17 protein-coding genes and 3 pseudogenes are annotated in these 21,942 nt (G+C 65.1%); 6 read left to right on the forward strand and 14 right to left on the reverse strand.

The genetic code is table 11. The features are described 5' to 3' along the window. Nucleotides 1–9 precede the first annotated feature (9 nt). The 3 genes from RP6297_RS06570 to RP6297_RS06580 all read left to right on the forward strand — a co-directional run bounded on the left by RP6297_RS06570 (nt 10) and on the right by RP6297_RS06580 (nt 3,572). Nucleotides 10–1,140, forward strand: a complete 1,131-nt coding sequence (locus RP6297_RS06570) for a 3-deoxy-7-phosphoheptulonate synthase (protein ID WP_009238182.1) — start codon at nt 10–12, stop codon at nt 1,138–1,140. Nucleotides 1,141–1,468: 328 nt separating this feature from the next. Continuing rightward, a complete protein-coding gene (locus RP6297_RS06575; protein WP_009238181.1) occupies nt 1,469–3,010 on the forward strand; it encodes a methyl-accepting chemotaxis protein in 1,542 nt (513 codons plus the stop codon). A gap of 94 nt (nt 3,011–3,104) precedes the next feature. Then, complete coding sequence (locus RP6297_RS06580; protein WP_009238180.1) at nt 3,105–3,572, forward strand: hypothetical protein; 468 nt, start codon at nt 3,105–3,107, stop codon at nt 3,570–3,572. Nucleotides 3,573–3,593: 21 nt separating this feature from the next. Here RP6297_RS06580 and RP6297_RS06585 read toward each other — a convergent pair whose 3' ends face one another. The 4 genes from RP6297_RS06585 to RP6297_RS06600 form a co-directional block, all read right to left on the reverse strand. After that, nucleotides 3,594–4,316 (reverse strand): MgtC/SapB family protein, encoded by a 723-nt coding sequence (locus RP6297_RS06585; protein WP_009238179.1) that lies wholly within the window; start codon nt 4,314–4,316, stop codon nt 3,594–3,596. A gap of 99 nt (nt 4,317–4,415) precedes the next feature. Beyond that, complete coding sequence (locus tag RP6297_RS06590; protein WP_009238178.1) at nt 4,416–5,519, reverse strand: SDR family oxidoreductase; 1,104 nt, start codon at nt 5,517–5,519, stop codon at nt 4,416–4,418. A gap of 250 nt (nt 5,520–5,769) precedes the next feature. Further along, on the reverse strand, nt 5,770–6,801 hold the full coding sequence (locus tag RP6297_RS06595; RefSeq protein ID WP_004626801.1) for an XdhC family protein: 1,032 nt from the start codon (nt 6,799–6,801) through the stop codon (nt 5,770–5,772). A gap of 56 nt (nt 6,802–6,857) precedes the next feature. After that, nucleotides 6,858–7,532 carry an SRPBCC family protein gene (locus tag RP6297_RS06600; protein ID WP_009238177.1) on the reverse strand — a complete coding sequence of 225 codons (675 nt, stop codon included), beginning with the start codon at nt 7,530–7,532 and terminating at the stop codon, nt 6,858–6,860. A 112-nt stretch (nt 7,533–7,644) separates the two neighbouring features. Here RP6297_RS06600 and RP6297_RS06605 point away from each other — a divergent pair. After that, nucleotides 7,645–7,956, forward strand: a pseudogene (locus RP6297_RS06605) (SRPBCC domain-containing protein); the annotation flags it as partial. Between the two features lie 29 nt (nt 7,957–7,985). Beyond that, nucleotides 7,986–8,546: pseudogene (locus tag RP6297_RS06610) on the forward strand (FAD-linked oxidase C-terminal domain-containing protein); the annotation flags it as partial. 21 nt (nt 8,547–8,567) lie between these two features. Here RP6297_RS06610 and RP6297_RS06615 read toward each other — a convergent pair. The 9 genes and pseudogenes from RP6297_RS06615 to RP6297_RS06655 all read right to left on the reverse strand — a co-directional run. Further along, nucleotides 8,568–9,164: pseudogene (locus RP6297_RS06615) on the reverse strand (FAD-linked oxidase C-terminal domain-containing protein); the annotation flags it as partial. After that, the gene (locus RP6297_RS06620) at nt 9,047–10,369 is read right to left on the reverse strand and encodes a vWA domain-containing protein (RefSeq protein ID WP_223293265.1); all 1,323 of its coding nucleotides are present in this window, start codon (nt 10,367–10,369) and stop codon (nt 9,047–9,049) included. The pseudogene RP6297_RS06615 and the gene RP6297_RS06620, both read right to left, overlap by 118 nt. Nucleotides 10,370–10,372: 3 nt before the next feature. Further along, on the reverse strand, nt 10,373–11,269 hold the full coding sequence (locus tag RP6297_RS06625; RefSeq protein ID WP_009238175.1) for an AAA family ATPase: 897 nt from the start codon (nt 11,267–11,269) through the stop codon (nt 10,373–10,375). Nucleotides 11,270–11,289: 20 nt separating this feature from the next. After that, nucleotides 11,290–12,096: an FAD binding domain-containing protein gene (locus RP6297_RS06630; protein WP_009238174.1), complete on the reverse strand. Its 807-nt coding sequence runs from the start codon at nt 12,094–12,096 to the stop codon at nt 11,290–11,292. Nucleotides 12,097–12,111: 15 nt separating this feature from the next. Beyond that, a complete protein-coding gene (locus RP6297_RS06635; protein WP_009238173.1) occupies nt 12,112–14,490 on the reverse strand; it encodes a xanthine dehydrogenase family protein molybdopterin-binding subunit in 2,379 nt (792 codons plus the stop codon). Nucleotides 14,491–14,509: 19 nt separating this feature from the next. After that, a complete protein-coding gene (locus RP6297_RS06640; RefSeq protein ID WP_004626813.1) occupies nt 14,510–15,037 on the reverse strand; it encodes a (2Fe-2S)-binding protein in 528 nt (175 codons plus the stop codon). Between the two features lie 369 nt (nt 15,038–15,406). Then, on the reverse strand, nt 15,407–15,583 hold the full coding sequence (locus tag RP6297_RS06645; protein ID WP_009238172.1) for a hypothetical protein: 177 nt from the start codon (nt 15,581–15,583) through the stop codon (nt 15,407–15,409). Between the two features lie 183 nt (nt 15,584–15,766). After that, nucleotides 15,767–16,246 carry a CreA family protein gene (locus RP6297_RS06650; RefSeq protein WP_009238171.1) on the reverse strand — a complete coding sequence of 160 codons (480 nt, stop codon included), beginning with the start codon at nt 16,244–16,246 and terminating at the stop codon, nt 15,767–15,769. A gap of 32 nt (nt 16,247–16,278) precedes the next feature. Continuing rightward, nucleotides 16,279–17,244 (reverse strand): LysR family transcriptional regulator, encoded by a 966-nt coding sequence (locus tag RP6297_RS06655; protein ID WP_009238170.1) that lies wholly within the window; start codon nt 17,242–17,244, stop codon nt 16,279–16,281. A 64-nt stretch (nt 17,245–17,308) separates the two neighbouring features. Between RP6297_RS06655 and RP6297_RS06660 the strand changes: the two genes are divergently transcribed. Further along, on the forward strand, nt 17,309–18,862 hold the full coding sequence (locus tag RP6297_RS06660) for an MFS transporter (RefSeq protein ID WP_009238169.1): 1,554 nt from the start codon (nt 17,309–17,311) through the stop codon (nt 18,860–18,862). A gap of 3 nt (nt 18,863–18,865) precedes the next feature. Here RP6297_RS06660 and RP6297_RS06665 read toward each other — a convergent pair whose 3' ends face one another. Beyond that, nucleotides 18,866–21,898 carry a transglycosylase domain-containing protein gene (locus RP6297_RS06665; RefSeq protein ID WP_009238168.1) on the reverse strand — a complete coding sequence of 1,011 codons (3,033 nt, stop codon included), beginning with the start codon at nt 21,896–21,898 and terminating at the stop codon, nt 18,866–18,868. Between the last annotated feature and the right edge of the window lie 44 nt (nt 21,899–21,942).

Raw genomic sequence — 21,942 nt, forward strand, 5'->3', positions numbered from 1 at the left:
GAGACTGCAATGAAAAACCTCGACAACCCATCGCATGATCGCGAGGTGGGCGTTGCCGACGGCACGCAAGACACGACGCGTATCGACGACACCCGCATCGGTGCGGTGCGTCCGCTGATTTCTCCGGCGCTGCTGCTGGACGAGCTGCCCGTGCCGGCCGATACGCAGACGCTCGTTGAAGACACCCGCCGTGCCATCAGCAACATCCTGCACGGCCGTGACGATCGGCTGCTGCTGATCGTCGGCCCGTGCTCGATCCACGATCACGATCAGGCGCTCGATTACGCGCGCCACCTCAAGGCTGCCGCAGATGCACTGAAGGACGACCTGCTGATCGTGATGCGCGTCTACTTCGAGAAGCCGCGCACGACGGTCGGTTGGAAGGGATACATCAACGACCCGCGCCTGGACGGCAGCTTCCGCATCAATGAAGGGCTGCGGGCTGCGCGGCAACTGCTGCTCGACGTCAACGCGCTCGGGCTGCCCGCCGCGACCGAATTTCTCGACCTGCTGAGCCCGCAATACATTGCCGACCTCATCGCATGGGGCGCGATCGGCGCGCGCACGACAGAAAGCCAGAGCCATCGGCAGCTCGCCTCAGGCTTGAGCTGCCCCATCGGTTTCAAGAACGGCACGGACGGCGGCGTGCAGGTTGCCTCGGACGCGATCATCGCGGCGCGCGCCAGCCATGCGTTCATGGGGATGACGAAGATGGGCATGGCCGCGATCTTCGAGACACGCGGCAACGACGACGCGCACGTAATCCTGCGCGGCGGCAAGGGCGGGCCGAACTACGGCAGCGAGCACATCGAGGCGGCCTGCGCGGCGCTGCGCGCGGCAAAGTTGCGCGAACAGGTCATGGTGGACTGCTCGCACGCGAACTCAAACAAGTCGCATGAACGTCAGATCGACGTTGCGCAAGATCTGGCGCGGCAACTCTCGCAGGGCGAGCGCCGGATCGTCGGCGTGATGGTCGAAAGCAACCTTGAAGCAGGGCGCCAAGACCTGAAACCGGGTGTGCCGCTCAAGTACGGCGTGTCGATCACCGATGCGTGCCTGAGCTGGACCCAGACGGAGCCCGTACTCGACATACTCGCCGAGGCGGTGCGGCATCGGCGCGCGTATTCGTACGACGGGTAACGTGACGGCGGCAGGTTCGGGCTTGTCGCATTGTCCTAATCCTTGATGTAGCTCGGCGTCTCACTGTCATTTCACTGATGGCCAGCCGCTGCATATGCGCATGCGGCTCGGTCAGGCATTGTGTTTTGGCCCCAAGCCGGGTGATCTGCACATCTTCCAACGGGCATTCGACAATCAACCCGCCCTAGATGAAGCAGGCCGCAGCAGTGTATTCGCCTCTTCGCCCTTAAGTTGATCGACTCCGCAGCCGATAGTGCCCAGGTAGCCGGCCGCCTGGCGCGATGGTCGCGCCGCGTGAAGAGCCGTGCACGCCACTCTCGCCGCGCCCATGTCCGCTCGCCTGACCATCCGCACCCGCCTGGTGCTTTCGGTTTCCATACTGTTCCTGCTCGCCTTGCTGATTGGCGTGGCCGGCTTGCTGGGGCTGCGCGATGCCAACCGCGCGCATGAGCAGACCTTTACCAACCAGTTTCCGTCCGCACTCGCGCTGGGCGAATCCGATCTGAGCCTGACGCGTGCCCGCACCGCGCTCGACAAGGCGATGCTGTATCCGGATGACAAGGGTGCGATGCAGTTGCTGGATCGTACGGAAGAACTCATCGTCCGCTCCGATGAAGCGTGGAAGAAATACCTGTCGCTGCCGCGCGACGACGAAGAGGAACGCCTGGCCAAGGACGTCGCCACCAAGCGCGACGCGGCTTCCGCCAGCCTGCGCGACATCATCAAGGCGCTTCGTGCTGGGGATCGCGCAACGGCGGACAAGATCATGGAAAAGGGCGTGTCCAAGGCCTTCCGTGATGCCAATGATTCGAGCCTCGCACTGAGCAAGAAGCAGTTGGCGTTTTCCAAGGCCAACTATGACGAATCGCGCGACGCTTACGCGCGCTTCCGCCTGATCATGATTGCCGCCATCGTCCTCGCGCTGGTCGTGGCGCTTTGGTGCGCGTGGTCGCTGCTGCATGCAATCGTCGGGCCGCTGAACGCCGCGCTGGCGCAGTTCGACCGCATTGCCGCGGGTGACCTGACCGAGCGTGTGCGCATCGATCGTCAGGACGAAATGGGCCGCCTGCTCGAAGGCCTGGCCCGCATGCAGACCGCACTGACCGATACCGTGCGCCGGGTGCGCACGGGCTCCGAGTCGATCGGTGCCGCCACCAAGCAGATTGCCGCCGGCAATGCAGACTTGTCGCAACGCACGGAAGAGCAGGCCAGCTCGCTGGAAGAAACCGCTTCCAGCATGGAAGAGATGACCTCCATCGTGCGCCAGAACGCCGACAACGCGCGCCAGGCCAGCCAGTTGGCCGACAGCGCATCGGAAGTCGCCAGCCAGGGCGGCGCCGTGGTGACCGATGTGGTGGCGACCATGCGCGAGATCAGCGCGTCGTCGCGCACAGTGTCGGAAATCATTGGCGTGATTGACGGCATTGCGTTCCAGACCAACATCCTGGCGCTCAACGCCGCCGTGGAAGCCGCCCGTGCCGGCGAGCAAGGTCGCGGCTTTGCCGTGGTGGCCGGCGAGGTGCGCAACCTTGCGCAGCGTAGCGCCGCAGCCGCGAAGGAAATCAAGGAAATGATCGAGGCGTCGCTCTCCAAGGTGGAGACCGGCAGCGCGCTGGCCGAACGCGCGGGCAGCACGATGGAAGACATCGTGTCGTCCATTCGCCGCGTGACCGACATCATGGGCGAAATTGCCGCCGCCTCGAATGAGCAAAGCTCGGGCATCGAGCAGGTCAACAAGGCCGTCACGCTCATGGATGAAGCCACCCAACAAAACGCGGCGCTGGTGGAGCAGGCCGCAGCCGCGGCTGAATCGCTGGAAGAACAGGCCCAGGCCCTGAACGCCGCCATCGCCGCATTCCGCCTCGCTTGATATTGGCCCCGTCGACGCGCGGGGCATCCTGAATACTTGCCTTGAACGCCATTTCGGTTGATATAACCGACGGGTCCATTCAAGGAGTCGCCTCATGCCGTTCATCATTGCCGCGCTCGCGTTGGTTGGTCTGCTGATCTACGGCGCGCTCCGGCTGTATGCGGGCGTTGCCGCGGCATACGGCGCGGTGGCGGGCGGCGCGGCGGTGCTGCTGGCTGTGGCGCTGCTGGCCGGCGCAGTCGTTACTTTCATCCGGCGTTATCGCGCCGTTCATGGCGTGAACGTGAAAGGCCAGCGAATTGTGTCGCTCAGTGCAAGCTGGGGGCAGGTCGCGGTCGATGCCGAACAAAAGCGCGGGACGCTGCAGTTGCACGGGCAGGGCGCCCGTTTTCTCTTTGCCGATATTGTCGGCGCCGACGCGGTCGAGCGCGAGGGCGCCTGGACGCTGGTGCTACGCCTGAAGCATCAGGCGCAGGCCGATTGGCTGATCCCGATGCGCAACCGCCGGGAAGCGCACCGCTGGGCGAAGATCTTCGCGCTGGCGGCGAGCCAGGAACTTTGACCGGCGCGTTGGGTTGACCGCTTATTCGGTCGTACTCGGATTCCAGAACGCCTGCGCCACGTGCGGCTGCGATTGCAGCGACGCCACGATGCGGTCCAGCTCGGATGCGTTCACGGCGGTCGACATCAGCATGGCTTCAATTTCCACGTGGTCGTCGCCAAACGGTTCGACCGACAGATCGCTGATCGGGTAGCTCGCTTCTTCGAGCAGGCGTTCCAGATCGGCAAGTGCCTCCTTCTGGCGTTCGCTGGTCGAGATGACGCACATGGTGTACGTGACTTCGCTCGCCTGGTTGTCCAGCGGCGTGCGGTTGATGCGATCCACCACCGGCCGCAGCAGGATGTTCGAGGCCAGCACGAACAGCGTAATGAGAATGGCCTGCCCAATGAGATCGGAGCCGGTCGCCGCACCCACAGCGGCGGAGCCCCAGAGCGTGGCGGCGGTGTTCAGCCCGCGCACGTTCAGCCCTTCCTTCATGATGGTGCCGGCCCCCAGAAAGCCGACGCCCGACACCACATAGGCGATCACGCGGGTGGTGTCCGATGCGGTGCCGATCTGCGCCGCCATGTCGACGAACGCCGATGCGGCCACCGCCACCAGCGCATTGGTGCGCAGCCCCGCAGTCCGCTGTCTTACCTGCCGTTCAAAGCCGATGAGTGAGCCCAGCGCAAAGGCCGAGGCAAGGCTGATGAACGAATCCACCAGCGTGGCGATATTGAGATGGGCGAGGGCTTGCAGCGTCATCGGCGGCTCCTTGTTGTGGTGACCGGAGTCTTGGTGAAGGGCGCCGATGGTTATAGCACGGCGCCATGACACGCCGTGCGGGCCGTGGAGGCCGGACGGCTACTTATAGTCCCACCGCATCTGCTCGGGGATCGGCACGGCGTCCGACGTCTCGAGGCAGCGGTCGAGATAAGCGAGCAGGGAGCGCGGCTGGAAGCCGGTCTCCTGCACCAGCCGCGTGTTGTCGAACACGTAGCTCATGCTGGCGAACTTGGCATACAGGTGGATGCAGCGCGCGACCAGTCGCACGTTGCCATCGCCCGTCAAGCTCAGGAATTTACGCGCCAATGCTTTCTCGGCGATTTTTTCCTGGTACACGTAGCCGGCCAGCGCCTGCGCGTCTTCTTCTGGCGTCTTGCAACGCTTGAAGCGCGGGTACAGCGTTTCGATGCGCTCGGAGTTCGCGTCGCCGGCGCTGATGTGGTACAGGTCGTGCGCCAGCGTCGGCTTGGTCGCCAGCTGCACGATGCCTTCGGCGCAATCGTCCACGGGCAGGATGTCGACGCGGTCGGACAGCCGGCAACTGAACGTTTCGAGCATCGCCACCATGCGCAGCATCCAGAAAATGCTGCCCGACGGTTCGCACCCCAGCGTGCTGTGCCCCACCACGATGGACGGCCGCACCACCACCAACGGCAACTCGGGCACCGCTTCGCGCAGCTTCAGTTCGGCCATGCCCTTGGAATACGTGTACGGCACCGCGTGCTGTTGCAGCGCGGGCACACTCCAGCTTTCGCTGACATGGCGATTGGCCAGTTGGCCGCACGACATGGCCGTGCCGATCTGCATGAACCGCTTCAGGCGTTTGCCTTGCGCCGCCAGCCGGCCCAGCGCCAGCACGCCCTCAACGTTGGTTTCCCACAGCGACGGATGGTTCGAGAACGTTGCCAGCGCCGCGCAGTTGATGATGACTTCCGGATCGCCCAGCTCGGCCGCTCCGGCCTCGCGCAGGTCGAATGGCACGATTTGCGATTCGGTAATGGCGTTCAGCGTGCCGGGTGCGAATTCGAAACGCCGCAGGTTGCTGCGCAGCCGCGCTAACCCGTCTGCGGGCGTGTCGCCGCGCACGGCAAAGCGCGTGTCAGCCAGCAAACCTTTGGCTGCCAGATTGGCGGCAATGGCACCGCCCACGAAACCGGTGGCACCGGTCAGCAAAATACTCATGCGAGAAAACTAGATTTTCTTGGGGGGCAAAACGGGGGACCGTCCCGTTTGCAAACAACACGGCTGCTGCCGCACCGGTACGGGGCAAGGGGCAGGTAAGTCGTGCCAAATGATGCCGCGAACACGAAACGAAGTTCGTGGCCCGCTGGGTTCGCACAATGCGATGCGGCAAACTTACGCCCAATCGGCGATATATAAGAATGTAACCTTTCAGGCGCCTTTCGGCATCCCATTCGATCAGAGGGTTGACTCAGCTTTGCGGCACAGCGCAGCTTGACGCGGCGTTGGCGGCAATCTCGCGCGCCGCCTTGGCGCCTTCGACCTGCAGGATGGTCGGCAGCGACACGCCGTTCTTGGCAGCCGTGACTTCGGCCAGGATCGAGATGGCGATTTCCGGCGGCGTGCGGCTGCCGATGTAGATGCCGACCGGCCCATGCAGGCGCGCCAGCTCGGCATCACTCAGGTCGAATTCCTTGAGGCGCTCGCGGCGGTTGGCGTTGTTGCGGCGGCTGCCGAGCGCGCCGACGTAGAACGCGGGCGTCTTGAGCGCTTCCATGAGTGCGAGGTCGTCGAGCTTGGGGTCGTGGGTGAGCGCGATGACGGCGCAGCGCTCGTCGAGCTTCATGGCCATCACCGTGTCGTCGGGCATGGTGCGGACCATGGCCACGCCGGGAATCGACCACTCCTCGCTGTATTCCTCGCGCGGGTCGCAGACGGTGATCTGGTAATCCAGGCCCACGGCGATCTGGCACAGGTAGCGCGAAAGCTGTCCCGCACCAATGACGAGCATCCGGTAGCGCGGCCCGTGAATCGTCACGAGGCGCGCTTCGTCGAACTGAAGGCCGTCGGTGACGGTGGCGTGCTGCAGCGTTGCGGCGCCGGTCGCCATGTCAAGCGTGCGGGCGACGAGCTGACCGGCTTCCACGGCGCGCAGCAGGGCGTCGATTCCGCTGGAAGCGTTTAGCGGCTCCAGCACGAGTTGCAGCGTGCCACCGCAAGGCAGCCCAAAACGATGCGCTTCTTCAGCGCTGATGCCGTATTTGACGGCTTCGGGCTTGGTGTAATGCAGGCCTTCGCGGCGCACGCGGTCGATGAGGTCGTCTTCAATGCAGCCGCCCGAGACCGAGCCGATGACGACGCCGTCATCGCGCAGCGCAAGCATCGCACCCTCGGGCCGCGGCGACGAACCCCACGTTTTGACCACCGTGACGAGCAGCACGCGCCGCCCCTGTTCCAACCAGCGCACGCTGGTTTTCAAGACTTCAAGATCGACGCTGTCCATGATGCGTTGGCTGCGCTTTCGCGCGCTTCAGTGATGTGTTGCGGGGAATGGACCGATTATGCCCCGTGGTGCAAAAACAGGTAGGCGGCTGCCACGGCCACCACCGCAACGATGATCCACGGCCATGGATTACGCGGCTGGAGCGCGGGGCTGACGTCGGGTGCGTGGCCGGGCGGTGCGCCGTGGGCCTGCAACTGGCCAGCGGCCAAGTCCGGAATTGCCTGTGTGGCCGGCATGTCGTCGACCGGAGTGGCATGTCCGTCGACGCCAGCCGAATCTGTGGGGCCGAATTCTGCCGCGAAACGCTGGAAGAACTCGTCCGCCAGTTTGCGAGCGGCGCCGTCGACAAGCCGTGAGCCGATTTGCGCAAGCTTGCCGCCCACCTGCGCCGTTGCGGTGTAAGAGAGCCGCGTGACCGTGGGGCCTTCTGGCGTGAGCTGCACCTGGGCGCTGCCCTTGCCGAAGCCGGCCGCGCCGCCCTGGCCGTCGAAATGCAGCGTGTAGCTGCGCGGCGGCGCCACGTCGGCCAGTTCCATGCGCCCCTTGAAACGCGCCTTGACGGGCCCGACGGCGGCGGTCATCGCAATGTCGTAGGCGGGGTTGGCGCCTGCCTCGGCAGCGGTGATGCTCTCGCAGCCGGGAATGCAGCGTTGCAGCACGGCCGGGTCGTTCAGCGCATCCCAGGCGGTCTGCAGGGGCACGGGCAGGAGATGGGTCTGGGTCAGTTCCATGGGGTGGTCGAGGGGGCGGGGGGGCGCCCGGCACCGCCCGTGTCGCGGACGCGGCGCGCCGCGTCCGCGACACGGGCGGTGCCGGGCGCCCCCCCGCCCCCTCGACCACCCCATGGAACTGACCCAGACCCATCTCCTGCCCGTGCCCCTGCAGACCGCCTGGGATGCGCTGAACGACCCGGCCGTGCTGCAACGCTGCATTCCCGGCTGCGAGAGCATCACCGCTGCCGAGGCAGGCGCCAACCCCGCCTACGACATTGCGATGACCGCCGCCGTCGGGCCCGTCAAGGCGCGTTTCAAGGGGCGCATGGAACTGGCCGACGTGGCGCCGCCGCGCAGCTACACGCTGCATTTCGACGGCCAGGGCGGCGCCACGTCGGCCAGTTCCATGCGCCCCTTGAAACGCGCCTTGACGGGCCCGACGGCGTGCGCACGGGCACGGCGTTGGTGCCCGAAGCGGTATCCGCTGTGATCGACACCATCCAGATGGGCGTGCCGATTGCGCGCGTGGAGTTTGTCGACGCACTGGCCATCCGCGCGATCAACCAATACGACAAGCTCACGCTGCCCGAATTGCCGACGTTGTTCTTCGAATTTCACGGCTCGGAGCACGGCGTGCAGGAGCAGGCCGAGACCGTTCAGCAGATCGCTGCTGAACATAAAGGCCAAGGCTTCGAATGGGCAACACGCCCCGAAGACCGCAGCCGCCTGTGGAACGCCCGACACAACGCGTACTTCGCGTTCCTGCAGCTCAAGCCGGGCTGCCGCGCCGTCACCACCGACGTGTGCGTGCCGATCTCGCGCCTGGCTGAATGCGTGGTCGAGACCGAGAAGGACCTGCTCGCCAGCGCGCTGCAACTGCCCGCCCCCATCGTCGGCCACGTGGGCGACGGCAACTTCCACGTTGCGCTGCTGATCGACCCGAACAAGCCGGAAGAACTGGAAGAGGCCGAGCGCATCAACCAGCGCATCGTCGCCCGTGCAATTGCCATGGACGGTACCTGCACGGGCGACGATGCGCTGGTTGATGCGCTCGGCCTCTTCCAGTTCTTCCGGCTTGTTCGGGTCGATCAGCAGCGCAACGTGGAAGTTGCCGTCGCCCACGTGGCCGACGATGGGGGCGGGCAGTTGCAGCGCGCTGGCGAGCAGGTCCTTCTCGGTCTCGACCACGCATTCAGCCAGGCGCGAGATCGGCACGCACACGTCGGTGGTGACGGCGCGGCAGCCCGGCTTGAGCTGCAGGAACGCGAAGTACGCGTTGTGTCGGGCGTTCCACAGGCGGCTGCGGTCTTCGGGGCGTGTTGCCCATTCGAAGCCTTGGCCTTTATGTTCAGCAGCGATCTGCTGAACGGTCTCGGCCTGCTCCTGCACGCCGTGCTCCGAGCCGTGAAATTCGAAGAACAACGTCGGCAATTCGGGCAGCGTGAGCTTGTCGTATTGGTTGATCGCGCGGATGGCCAGTGCGTCGACAAACTCCACGCGCGCAATCGGCACGCCCATCTGGATGGTGTCGATCACAGCGGATACCGCTTCGGGCACCAACGCCGTGCCCGTGCGCACGAAGAGGTCTTCGCCCCACAGCTCTTCCAGATTCTTGATGCGGTGCGATACCGCGCTGGGCGTGACGGACAGCTCTTCGGCCGCGCGCGCTGCTTGCTGAATTCCGGCCGTGCCAGTTCGTGCTCCAGCGCAGCGAGGCTGTCGAAATGGTGCGCCGGCACCATCACGTCGACATGCGGCAGGATGGCCCGCACGCCACGTGCCCGCGGCTCAAAGCCGGCAAAGCGCAATAGCGGGTTGAGCCAGACGATGCGATGGGCGAAGCGCGCCAGACGCGCCATTTCGGTGTCGAGCACGTCGATGTGCTCGTGGTCGAGCCCATCCGTCACGAGCAGGACGGTGGCACGGCCGGACAACGTGCGGCGCGCCCATTGGCGGTTGAACTCCGCCAATGCTGCACCGATGCGCGTGCCGCCCGACCAGTCGGGCACAAGCTGCGCGATGGCCTGCACGGCGACATCCGGATCACGCTCGCGCAACTGCCGGGAGACATTCGTCAGCCGCGTGCCAAACAGGAAAGCCTGGATGCGCTCCCGCGACTGCACCAGCGCATGGCAGTAGTACAGCACGGCGCGTGAATAGCGGCTCATCGAGCCGGAGATGTCGAGCAGCAGCACCAACGGCGGTGTGCGGTCGACGGGCTGGCGGTATTTCCAGCCGGTCCACTCGCCGCCGGCGCGCACAGCCTGGCGGGCGGTGGCACGCAGGTCCGGATGGCGCCCGCGCGAGGCCGCTTTGAGCCGCCGCGTGCGCTCCTGCGCCAGATGCACGCGCCGGCGGCGGATCATGTGTTGCAGCGTGCGCCATTCCGCCGCATTGAGCGTGTCGAAGTCACGCGTGCGCAAGGCCTCGTTGGCGGAAAAGGCGAGCGGCGCCACGATGTCATGGCGTTCGCCATCGGGCGTGGGGCCCGGGGGCAGATGTGTCGAAGGCTGCGCGCGCAAGGCATCGGCCAGGCGGTTGCTGCGTGCCGCCGGAATGCCGCCACGCACCTTGGGCAGCAGCAGGGCGCGCAGCTTGCCCTCCCAATCCGGATCCCGCCAGAACACGTTGAAGGCCGCGTCGAACAGCGGGCGCTCGTCGGGGTGCGAGACGAGCAGGGCGGACAGCGCGGCTTTTACCTCGTCGCGGCGGCCGATGTCGATATGGCTCAGGGCTTCGATGGCGTCCACCGCGCGGGAGGGCGCCAGCGGCATGCCTGCGTTGCGCAGCAGCCGCACGAAATGCGTCACGTTGCGCGCCAGCATCGGACACTGCGTTGGTTCGGTCGCTTGCATGCCTTACTCCGGCAGCGCGGGGGCGGCCAGCAGTTGCTCGATGGTCGGCATATCGACGCGGGCCAGGTCGTCCTGGTACTTGAGCAGTACGCCCAGCGTGTCTTGCACGGACTGGGGATCAAGCTCCGTCACGTTCAGCGCCGCCAATGCGCGGCACCAGTCGATGGCTTCGGCAATGCCCGGGGCCTTGAACAGGTCGATACCGCGCAGACGGTGCACAAAATCGACCGCGCGCTGTTGCAGGCGGGCAGCCGTCTCGGGCGCGCGCTGCGCCACGATCTGCAGCTCCCGTGCCTTGTCGGGGTAGCCAATCCATTGATACAGGCAGCGCCGCTTGAGCGCGTCGTGCACCTCGCGTGTGCGGTTGGACGTCATGATGACCAGCGGAATCACCTGCGCGCGCACCGTGCCGAATTCGGGAATCGACACCTGGAAGTCGGACAGCAGCTCCAGTAAAAACGCCTCGAACGGTTCGTCGGCGCGGTCGATCTCGTCGATCAGCAGCACGCGTGGTGTCTCGGCATGGAGTGGGTCGGGCAGCAACGCCTGCAGTAGGGGGCGCTTGAGGAGGAATTCGTCGCGGTAGAGGGTGTCGGCGCGGGGTTTTTCGCCGGCGGCCTCGGCCAGGCGCAGTGCCATGATCTGGCGCGGGTAGTCCCATTCATAGAGCGCGCTGGCGGTATCGAGCCCCTCGTAACATTGCAGCCGCAGCAGCGACGTGCCGAGCAGGCCAGCCGCCGCCTTCGCCAACTCGGTCTTGCCCACGCCGGGCTCGCCTTCCAGAAACAGCGGCCGCTGCATGCGCAACGCGAGGAACAGGGCCGTGGCCAGCTCACGGCTGGCGAAATAGCCCTGACCTTGCAGTTGCGCGATGCAGTCGTCGATGGAATCGACTGGCATGCCGTTCCTTGGGCGTGCGCTCAATGGTGGTGCGCCAATGCCTGTTCGACCGCGCGCGCCGCCAATACCGGAATGAGGTGCGCCCGGTATTCCGGCGGGGCATGCAGATCGCCCACCAGATCGTCGGCCGGCACCACCACCTTGCGTGCGGCTTCCGATGTAAAGCTGGCTGCCAGCGCCTGCTCCAGGGGCGTGCAACGGAACACGGACGGCGCCGCGCCCGTCACCGCCACACGCACGTTGTTGCCCTTGCGGCTGATGAACACGCCCACCAGCGCAAAGCGCGACGCCGGATTGCGGAATTTCACGTAGGCCGCCTGGTCCGGCACGGGAAACTGCACCTCGGTGATGAGTTCGTCCGCAGCCAGCGCGGTTTCATACATGCCGAGGAAAAAGTCGTCCGCCGCGATGTTGCGCCGTTCGGTGACGACGGTGGCGTTCAGCCCGAGCACGGCGGCCGGGTAGCACGCCGCCGGGTCGTTGTTGGCGAGCGAGCCGCCGAGCGTGCCCATCGCGCGCACCTGGCGGTCGCCGATACCGCCGGCCAGTTCCCCGAGCGCGGGCAGCATGCGGGCGATGTCGGCGCTGTCCGCCACATCGGCATGGCGTGTGGCAGCGCCCACCGTAATCACGCCGGGCTGCGTGCGAATGCCCGACATGCCCGGAATGCGCGTGACATCGACCAGCGTCGACGGCTGCGCCAACCGCAGTTTCATCGCAGCCAGCAGGCTCTGGCCGCCGCCGAGGTATTTGGCGTCGGCGTGCGTCTTCAGGGCGGTCACGGCGGTCTGGGCGTCGGTGGCTTTCTGGTACTCGAAGTCGTACATGGTTCGCTCCTCTGCCTAGGCCTTGGCCGCTTGAATGGTTTGCCAGACGCGATGGGGCGTCGCCGGCATCTGGATGTCTTTCACGCCCAGCGGCGCAAGTGCGTCGACGATGGCGTTGATCAGTGCCGGCGGGGAGCCGATCGCGCCGGCCTCACCGCAGCCTTTGACGCCCAGTGGGTTGTGCGTGCACGGCGTGCCCTTGGCGGTTTCCACCGTAAAGCTGGGAAGATCGTTCGCGCGCGGCATGGCGTAGTCCATGTACGAGCCGGTCAGCAGCTGGCCGTTTTCGTCGTACACGCACGCTTCCAGCAGCGCCTGGCCGATTCCCTGGCCAAGCCCGCCGTGGACCTGGCCCTCGACGATCATCGGATTGATGATGTTGCCGAAGTCATCCACGGCGACAAAACGGTCGATGTGCACCTCGCCGGTGTCGGGGTCGACTTCCACCTCGCAGATGTACGCGCCGGCCGGGTAGGTGAAGTTGGTCGGATCGTAGAAGGCGTTTTCGTCCAGCCCAGGTTCGAGCTTGTCGAGCGGATAGTTGTGCGGCACGTACGCCGTCAGCGCGACTTCGCCGAACGTCTTGGTGCGATCCGTGCCGGCCACGCGGAAGACGCCATCCTTGAACTCGATGTCCTCCGCCGAGGCTTCCAGCAAATGCGCGGCGATCTTCTTGGCCTTGGCCTCGATCTTGTCGAGCGCCTTCATGATGGCCGAGCCGCCCACGGCAATCGAGCGCGAGCCGTACGTGCCCATGCCGAACGGGATGCGGCCGGTGTCGCCGTGCACGATTTCGATGTTGTCGATCGGCACGCCCAGACGATCGGCCACCACTTGCGCGAACGTCGTCTCGTGGCCCTGGCCGTGGCTGTGCGAGCCGGTGAAGACCGTGACGGAGCCTGTCGGGTGGACGCGAATTTCGCCGGCTTCAAACAGCCCGGCCCGCGCGCCCAGCGCTCCGGCGATGTTCGACGGTGCCAGCCCGCACGCCTCGATGTAGCAGGAGTAGCCCATGCCGCGCAGCCGCCCTTTGGCGCGGGAGGCATCGCGTCGGGCGGCAAAGCCCTTCACGTCGGCCAGCTCGATGGCGCGGTCCAGGCAGGGTTCGTAGTCGCCCGTGTCGTACGTCAGCCCCACCGGCGTTGCATACGGGAACGTGCGGATGAAGTTGCGGCGGCGCAGCTCAGCCGGGTCGATCTGCAGTTCGTGCGCGGCGGTTTCAACGAGGCGCTCGACCACATACGTCGCCTCGGGCCGGCCGGCACCGCGATACGCATCGACGGGCGCGGTGTTCGTGAACACCGCTTTCACTTCGGCATAAATGGCCGGCGTTTTGTACTGGCCGGCGAGCAACGTCGCATACAGGATGGTCGGCACGCTGCTGGCAAACGTCGACAGATAGGCGCCCATGTTGGCCGTCGTATGCACGCGCATGGCGAGGAAATTGCCCTGCGCATCGAGCGCCAGTTCCGCATGCGTGACGTGGTCGCGGCCATGCGCGTCGGTCAGGAAGGATTCGGAGCGCTCGGCGGTCCACTTGATCGGCCGGCCAACTTTTTTCGATGCCCACGTCAGCGCCACATCTTCCGGGTACAGGAAGATTTTCGAGCCGAACCCGCCGCCCACATCCGGCGCAATCACGCGCACCTTGGCTTCGGTCAGGCCCAGCACGAATGCCGACATCAGCAGGCGTTCGACGTGCGGGTTCTGGTTGGCAACGTAGAGCGTGTAGCTGTCGTCCTGGCGCGAATAGCTGGCGTTGACGGCGCGTGGCTCAATCGCATTCGGGATCAACCGGTTGTTGACGATATCGAGGCGCGTCACGTGCGCGGCCCTGGCAAACGCCGCGTCAGTGGCGGCCTTGTCGCCGTGGCCCCAGGTGTAGCAGGTGTTGTTCGGTACGTCGTCGTGGACAGCGGTGCCGGCAGTATCTGCGGTGGCGGTGTCCACCACGGCGGGCAGTTCGTCGTATTCGACGTCGATCATCTCGACGGCGTCCTTGGCGATCTTCACCGATTCCGCCACCACCAGCGCAACCTGGTCGCCCACATGGCGCACCTTGCCTTGCGCGAGCACGGGGTGGGGCGGCTCCTTCATCGGTGTGCCGTCAATGCTGTGGATGAGCCAGCCGCACGGCAGGCCATTGACCTTGTCGGCAGCCAGGTCGTCGCCCGTCAGCACGGCCAGCACGCCCGGATGGTTGCGTGCGGCATCCGTGTTGATGTGCTTGATACGGGCATGCGCATACGGCGAGCGCAGGAACACCGCGTAGGACTGGTGCGCCTGCACGACGTCGTCCGTGTATTGCCCGGCGCCCGTCAGGAAGCGGAAGTCTTCCTTACGTTTGACGGACGCGCCAATCAGGTGGTTGTTGGGTTCTGCGGGAGCGTTCATGGTGGTCTCCTCGCTGGGGTCAGGCGGCGTGGGCCCGCGCCGCGGCCAGGCTTTGCAGCGAGGCATCGTCGCCCTGGGCTTCGGCCATGGCTTCGGCACCGTGCATCACAGCACGCACGATGTTGTGATAACCCGTGCAGCGGCAAAGATTGCCGTCGAGCTGCTCGCGCACCGTGTGTTCATCTGGATGCGGGTGCTGCGCAACCAGTGCCGTCGCCGCCATCACCATGCCGGGCGTGCAGAAGCCGCATTGCAGGCCGTGGCATTGACGAAAGGCTTCCTGCATCGGGTGCAGTGCACCATCTTTCGACAGGCCTTCAATGGTTGTCACCTCGGCGCCGTCAGCCTGTACGGCCAGGATGTTGCAGGACTTCACCGCCCGCCCGTTCATATGCACGGTGCAGGCACCGCATTGCGCCGTATCGCAGCCGACGTGCGTGCCGGTCAGGCGCAGGTGCTCGCGCAGCAATTGAACTAGCAGGGTATGGGGTTCGACACTGACGGTGACAGGCGCACCGTTGACCGACAGCTTGAGGCTGATCGCCATGGGAGTCTCCTTGGGGGATGGGCGCCGGGTGCCACGCTGTGCGTCTTCCTGGCTGCGAAGATGCACGCGTGGTCTCGATATGGGTGGTCGCGGCTCTACTCAGTAAAGCACAGGCGAACGAGAAGACAACTGCGGCGCGGTGAGCCGGTCGGGGGAGACAGGGCGATGCTGCGGCATGAAACAACCCAGACAAATGCCGCAGACATGACAAAGGGCCGGAATCCGGCCCTCGATTGGCACCAGGCGGTCATGACCTGGCGGGTGTGGCGGCGGGTGTGATGACACACGGCCGGCGCACGGTGCTACTGAGACTTCGGGTACTGCATACAGCTAACTCGGGCACACGCCCATCAACAATAGCGCGGCGGGTTAGGCCTTGGCGGTGCGGTGCGTGCCGAACAGGTTCGCGATTGCCGAGAAGAACTGGGCGAACGAGAACGATTGGCCGCTCGGACGGCGATAGTAGTAGATACCTTCGGACATTTCGCGCTCGATCAGTTCGCGTTCGAGTTGATCGGTCAGCTTCAGGTCGTTCGTGTTTTGCATGATTGGCCTCTTAGGGAAATCCCGGTTAGGGAATACCCTGACTATACACCAGATGATGCAATGCACCATACGTAGGCTTACCTATGCACCTTTTCTGCGCGGCTGACCGTTGCTCAGCCACCACGCTCGTGTTGCACCGCACCAACGTGGTGCGGTCATCGCTTTAGCGGCCAGATTTGCGCGTCACTTCACGGGAATCGGCTGGCTGGCCGGGATCGGCACGGCCGTCACGCTGTTCTTCGGGCTCCCCGAAATGACCTTGTCCGAATACGTCAGATAGACCAGCACATTGCGTTTGCGGTCCACCGTGCGCACCACGTGCAGCGTCTTGAAAACGAGCGACAGGCGCTGCGTGAACATGTCGTCCTGCTGCGGCAGCGGCTTGACGAAGCTGATCTGGCCGACCTGCCGGCAGGCCACGGCGGCTTCGCTCACGTCTTCGGCCACCCCCAGCGAGCCCTTGATGCCGCCCGTGCGCGCTCGCGAGACATAGCACGTCACGCCTTGCACGAGCGGATCGTCAAAGGCTTCGATGACGATCTTGTCGGAGCCCGTAATACGGAAATTGGTGCTGACGCTGCCGATGTCCTCGGCACGGGAGCATCCAACGGTGCTCAGAGCGAGCGCGGCAATCAAGAGGGGGAGTTTGGTGAACGGGCGCATGGCTTTGCGTAGATAAAAAGAGGGTTTGTCAGTCAGAGCAGCGATTCGGGCGGCCAGGATGCCGCGGCCTCGTCTACGAACGTGGGCCGCATGTCGGTGTGTTGGCGGGAATGCTCTATACGGCGGTGAAGGGCGTCCATGAAGACCTTGACCTTGGCGGGCATCAGGCGGCGGCCCGGGAAGACGGCGTACACGCGCATCGGCGGAGATTGGAATCCCGTCAGCACCTCCTGTAGCGCGCCCGAAGCGATCAGGTCGGTGGCAAACACGGAGGTGATGCGGGCGACACCCAGGCCAGCGATGGCCGCCTGCATCCGCAATTCGCTGTTGGAGGTGCGCATGCGGAAGTCGAGCGGCAGGTTGATTGTCTCGCCGCCGGGCGTGCGGAACTGCCATTCAGCTTCATTCGAAGTGCCGAGACAAGGCCAATCGGTGAGTTGGTCCGGGTGCGTTAGCGGCCCAAGGCGCTCCAGCAGTTGCGGAGCGACGACCACCGCGCGGCGCAGATCGAAGACGCGCTGGGCCACGAGGCCGGAATCGGGCAATGGGCCGCGCGGCACGGTCAACATGATGTCGTAGCCCTGTGCGAGCGGATCGATCTGACGTGGCGCGACATCCACTTCGATACGCAAGCCGGTGTGTTCGCGCATGACTTCCAGCACCACCTCGGCGAGCTGCTTGGCGGCAAATTCGTACGGCATGGCAATGCGCAATGTGCCGGCGGGCGATTGGAACGTTGCTGCGGCGTCTTCCGAGACTTCGCGCAGCCGCTGGAACAATGGGCCGGCATCGCGCAGCAGGGCTTCACCGGCATCGGTCAGCCGCAGGCGGCGCGTGCTGCGCTCGAACAGGCGTACGCCCATCTTCCCCTCCAGCCGCGACACCGCTGTGCTGACCGAAGACTTGGGCAACCCCAGCCGATCGGCCGCGCGCGTGAAGCTGCCCAGCGTGGCCACGGTGCAGAAAGTGTCCCAGTCGTTCCAGTCCGTCGTTCGCATAGTTGAACAATGAATTTGTCGGCAGGCGATTTCCGCCGGTTTCGAGGCAAATTACCATCCCTGCATGAACACGCCAAGCACAGACCACACGGTTTCCCCGCCGCCCCCACCGCGCAACCCGGCCGCCGAATCGACCGTCGGCAGCCGGATGGAACTGCGCATGGTCGGGATGGTGATTGGCTTGGCAACGGGCGTGGACTACATGTCCAACCTGATGTTTTCGATTGCGGGGCCGCATATCGAAGGCGGGGTGCTGGCGTCCCAGGATGTGTATCTCTGGGCCGTGACGGCGTATGCGGCGGCGGCCAGTCTGTCGATTCTGGTGATGGGCCGGCTGGCTGATCACATGACGTACCGCAGGCACACGCTGCTGTCGCTGCTGGTGTTCATTGCGGGCACGCTGATGTGCGTCGCCGCCGAGGGCGGCACGATGCTGATCGTTGGGCGGGCGGTGCAGGGGTTTGGCGGCGGCCCGATGCTGTCGACTTCGCGCATTTTTGTGCAGCACAGCCCCGCGCACGAACGCCGCACGATGATGAAGGGCATGATCTACGGCATCTTCGGTCTGAGCTGCGTGTCGCCGATGCTTTCGGCAGCGCTCACGGAGCAATTCGGCTGGCGCGCCATCTTCGTCGGGCAACTGCTGGTGGCCGTGGTGGTATGCGGGCTGGTCGCGGCGTTCTATCCGCACCCGAAGGTGCACGAACGCAAGGGAGATTTCGCCTCGCTCGACTGGCCCGCAGCCATCGCATTTGGGCTGGCGGCGCTGATTGCGCTGCACGGCTTCCAGCAGGCGCGCTTTGTCCACCCCGACGGCTCGCCCGCGCAGGTGGTGCCGATCATTGCCGTAGTGGCCCTCATCATCTGGGTCGGCATTCGCCAGACGGCCCACCCATTGCCGTGGGTTGACCTGCGGGCCACGCTGCAGCGGCGCTTCATGATGGGCATGGTGTTCTACGCCATCTATTACATGTTTGCGAGCGCCTGGGGCTTTCTTTCGTCGAGCCTGCTGCAGAACGGTCTGGGCTTTCGCTACGAGACCACCGCGCAGTTGATGAGCCTGGGCGGGCTGGTGACGGTGGTGCTTGGTATCCTGAACTTTCAATTGACGAACGTGTTGCCGACCAAGCGCGTGCTGATCTCCATCGGCTTTGTGCTGATGGCAACGGCCTTGCTGTGGATGTCGCGCGTGGCCATGCCGGGCGCCTCGGTGGCGGCGGTGGTGCCGGGCTTCATGATCGAAGGCATGGTGGGGATGTTTGTGGTGATCCAGGTGGCGGGGCTGACTTACGTGGATTTGCCGGCCAAGGATTTCGGCCATGCCTACCAGTTCAAGGGAATCATGCGGGCGTGGGCGCAGGCCTTTGGGACGATGGGGGCAACATTGTTGCTGCAGAGCGGACAGGCGCAGCATCGCACCGATCTGGTGGGGCACGTGAGTGCGCTGACGCCGGCCTGGCAGGGGCCGCATCCGTTGCAGGGGGCGGAGTTGATGCGGCTCTCGTTGGAGATCGATCGGCAGGCGACGTTGCTGGCAGTGGGGGATTTGTTCGCCTGGGGCGCGGTGGTGGCGTTGGTTTGCGCGGGGGCGATCTGGTTGCAGCGGTCGTTGCGGTGAGGGTCAATCCAGCTTCTGTTCCGGCGCCGTGGCCTGGGGCATCTTGCAGTTGAAGGCTGGCGCTTCGTCTTGCAGGTCCAGGTGATTCATCAACGTGGGGGCCAAGACCTTGAGCACTTGCACGGTCAGTGCGCTGGTGAATTTGTACTTGGCCGCGTCAGCGCCGGCCACGTAGGCGACGACGGTGCCGAAGTAACGGTCTACCAGGTAGAAGACGAAGGCGCCGGAGCGGCTCACGACCCGCTCGGAGATGAGGCCGCCGCCGCGGCTGAAGGTTTTGAAGCGGTTGTCGCCGGTGCCGGTTTTGCCGCCGATTGCGATGGGTTTGCCGTTCTTGTCGATGAACGTGCCGGAGATACGCTTGGCGGTGCCGCCTTCGACGACGCCGGCCAGCGCGGATTTGACCAAGGGTGGAATCTCGGGCGGCAGCACGCGTTCTCCGGCGTTGGGGTCGCGGCAGAGCATGACTTCGTAAGGCGTGTCGGCGGCGAAGCGCAGGCGGTCGATGCGTACGCTGGGCAGGCGGATGCCGTCGTTTTCGAGAATGCCCATCAGCTCCGCCAGCGAAGCCGGGCGATCTGCCGATGCGCCGATGGCGGTTCCGTATGACGGCACCAGCGATTCGAACGGATACCCCAGCCGCTTCCACATCGCGTGAATCTGCTGGAACGCTTCGATCTCGAGCATCTGCTTGATGCGCTTGTCTTGCGCGGCCTTGCGGTGCGATTGCAGCAGCCATTTGTAGACCGACAAGCGCTCATCCGCGCTGGCCTCGTTCACCTGCGCGAGGGTGGCTTGCGGATGGGTGCGCAGATACGCCACCAGCCACAGCTCCAGCGGATGCAGCTTGGCGATGTAGCCGCGATCGGCCAGGTCGAAGCGCTGGACGGAGTACTTCTCATACAGGTTGGTGAGTTCGGCCTCATCGAGCTTCGCGCCTGGTAGGTAGCTGCGGATGAATGCAGCGAGTTTGCCCGGGCCGGCCTCCGGGTCGATGCTGCGATAGATGGTAGCCAGCCGCACCGGCGTGGCGCGCGTGCTTTGCACCAGGATGGCTTCACGCTCCCGGTCGGTCTTGCCTTTGTACTTGGCATAGAAGCGGCCCATGAAGAGCTTGCCTTCGCGGTCGGCAAAGCGTTGCAGGTAGACCTGTCGCTGCGGGGAATCGGGGTTGGTCAACGCCTCGGCGCCCGCATTGGGCAACTGGTGCTGAAAGTAGCGCGAGATGTCACGCATGATCCGGACGAAGACGAGGTTGACGGAGTGCTTGAGCCCCTCGCGCACCGTGAAGTTCTGCGTGCCTTCCCATTTCTCGAAGTTTTCGAAACTCTGCATGCCGCCGCCGGTGGCAAACCATTCGCCGGCGTTACCGGAGTATTTGCGCTCCATCGATGCATCGAGCATCGCCGTGAGCGACCGGTCTTGCGTGTGGGCGAGGTAGTCGACAGCCCAGCGCTCGATCGGGTTCTGCACGGGAATATTGACCTTGTGCAGCGCCGCCACAGGTTGATCGGCGTAGCGCTTGTGCAACTCGGCCACGATCTGAAGGTACGTCACCAGCGTGCGCAGCTTGGCCGTTGAGCCCAGATCAAGCTTGACGCCCTCGTTGATGTCGAACGGCTTGTCGAACGTATCGGCTTGCACCAGCACGCGGTTGCCGCCCGGCGCGCGTTCGTAGAGCGTGAAGCTGTAGGTCACGCCGCCCGGGTCGCCGCGCTCCAGCATCTTGTCGCCGACGAGGCCGGCGGCCTTGGCGCGGGCCGGGTCGCGCAGCTTGCGCAGCTCAGATGAGACATCGCGCTGCAACGGCGCGTCCAGCGTGCTGCTTGCGGTCAGGTCGAGCCGGTCGAGCGCATACATGCGCGAGATCCCAAGCATGCCCGCCAGGTTCACGCGTACGGCGTTCGTGCCTTTATGTTCCAGCGGCGGGGGCGGCACGCGCGTGTTCAGCGCCTGCTGCTTGAGCGACTGCGCAATCGCCGCATCGCGCAGCGCGGGCGGAATCACGCCGGACGCGGCCAGCACGCGCAGGTAGGCGTTGGTCAACGTCTCCAGCTCATCCAGGTTCTCAAGGTAATACGACGGCCGCCGCTGCGAGACCAGCAGGCTCAACGCTTCCTTGTAGGCCAACGCACGGTCTGCGAGCGGCGCGGCCGACTGGGCCGCGAGCAATGCATTTACCTGGGCGAAGTCGCGTCCGTACCAGACCCACAGCGCATCGCCAATCCCCTGAATCTCGCCAAAGCCGGCGCGTGCGCCCAGTGGCACGGTGTTCAGGTAATCGACCGCGAGTTGGTGGCGCGCGGCAGTGGTGTCTTCGCCGTTCAGGTAAGCACGGGCGGATGCGGAGAACATTTGCCGCAGCTTTTCGCTGGGCGATTCGGTGCGGCCTTCGGGCGAGTGGCGGTACTTCTCGATTTGCGTGGCGAGCGTGCTGCCGCCCGGCGATTCATGCGCCGGGTCGACCGCGTGAAGGGCACGGTCCCAGACGGCGCGCGCGAGACGCGACCACTCCACGGCCGGGTTGCGCTTGGGGTATTCGGTCTGCAGCAGCGTGCGGTTTTCAATCGCCAGCAGCGAGTTGACGAGCAGCGGCGGCACCGACGCGAAACTGTCATACACGCGTTCGGGGTGCCGCACGCGGTAGATCGGGCGGCCATCGTCATCGAGCAATTCCAGGCCAGCCTGGTCCTTCTCGCGATAGGGCGGATTCATGCCGCTGTCCATGCGCGCGACCATCTCCTTGGATGGCACGGCCTGCTGGGCAACGACGTAGCCGCGCGAGCGCAGGCGGTCCAGAAAGGTGGGGAGATCGTGATAGCCGAGCCGCAGGTCGTAGGGGCCGGAGTTTGGATAGCGGGCCGAATCGTTCGGCCCGGGCTTGACGGGAAAGGTTTGCGACTTCGCCAGTTGCGCGAAGTAGCGGGCTTGCCAGGCGGAGGTGCGGAATTCGTGCGCGACAAGCAAGGCGGCCATCGCAAGCACCAGCGCCACGACGACGGCCAATTTGATGATGGGGCGGCGTATTTTTTTCACTCGCTTGCGCTCCAATCGCAGGCGAACGGGCGCCTTGCTTCAAT

Source organism: Ralstonia pickettii (genome assembly GCF_016466415.2).
Lineage (GTDB): Bacteria > Pseudomonadota > Gammaproteobacteria > Burkholderiales > Burkholderiaceae > Ralstonia > Ralstonia pickettii.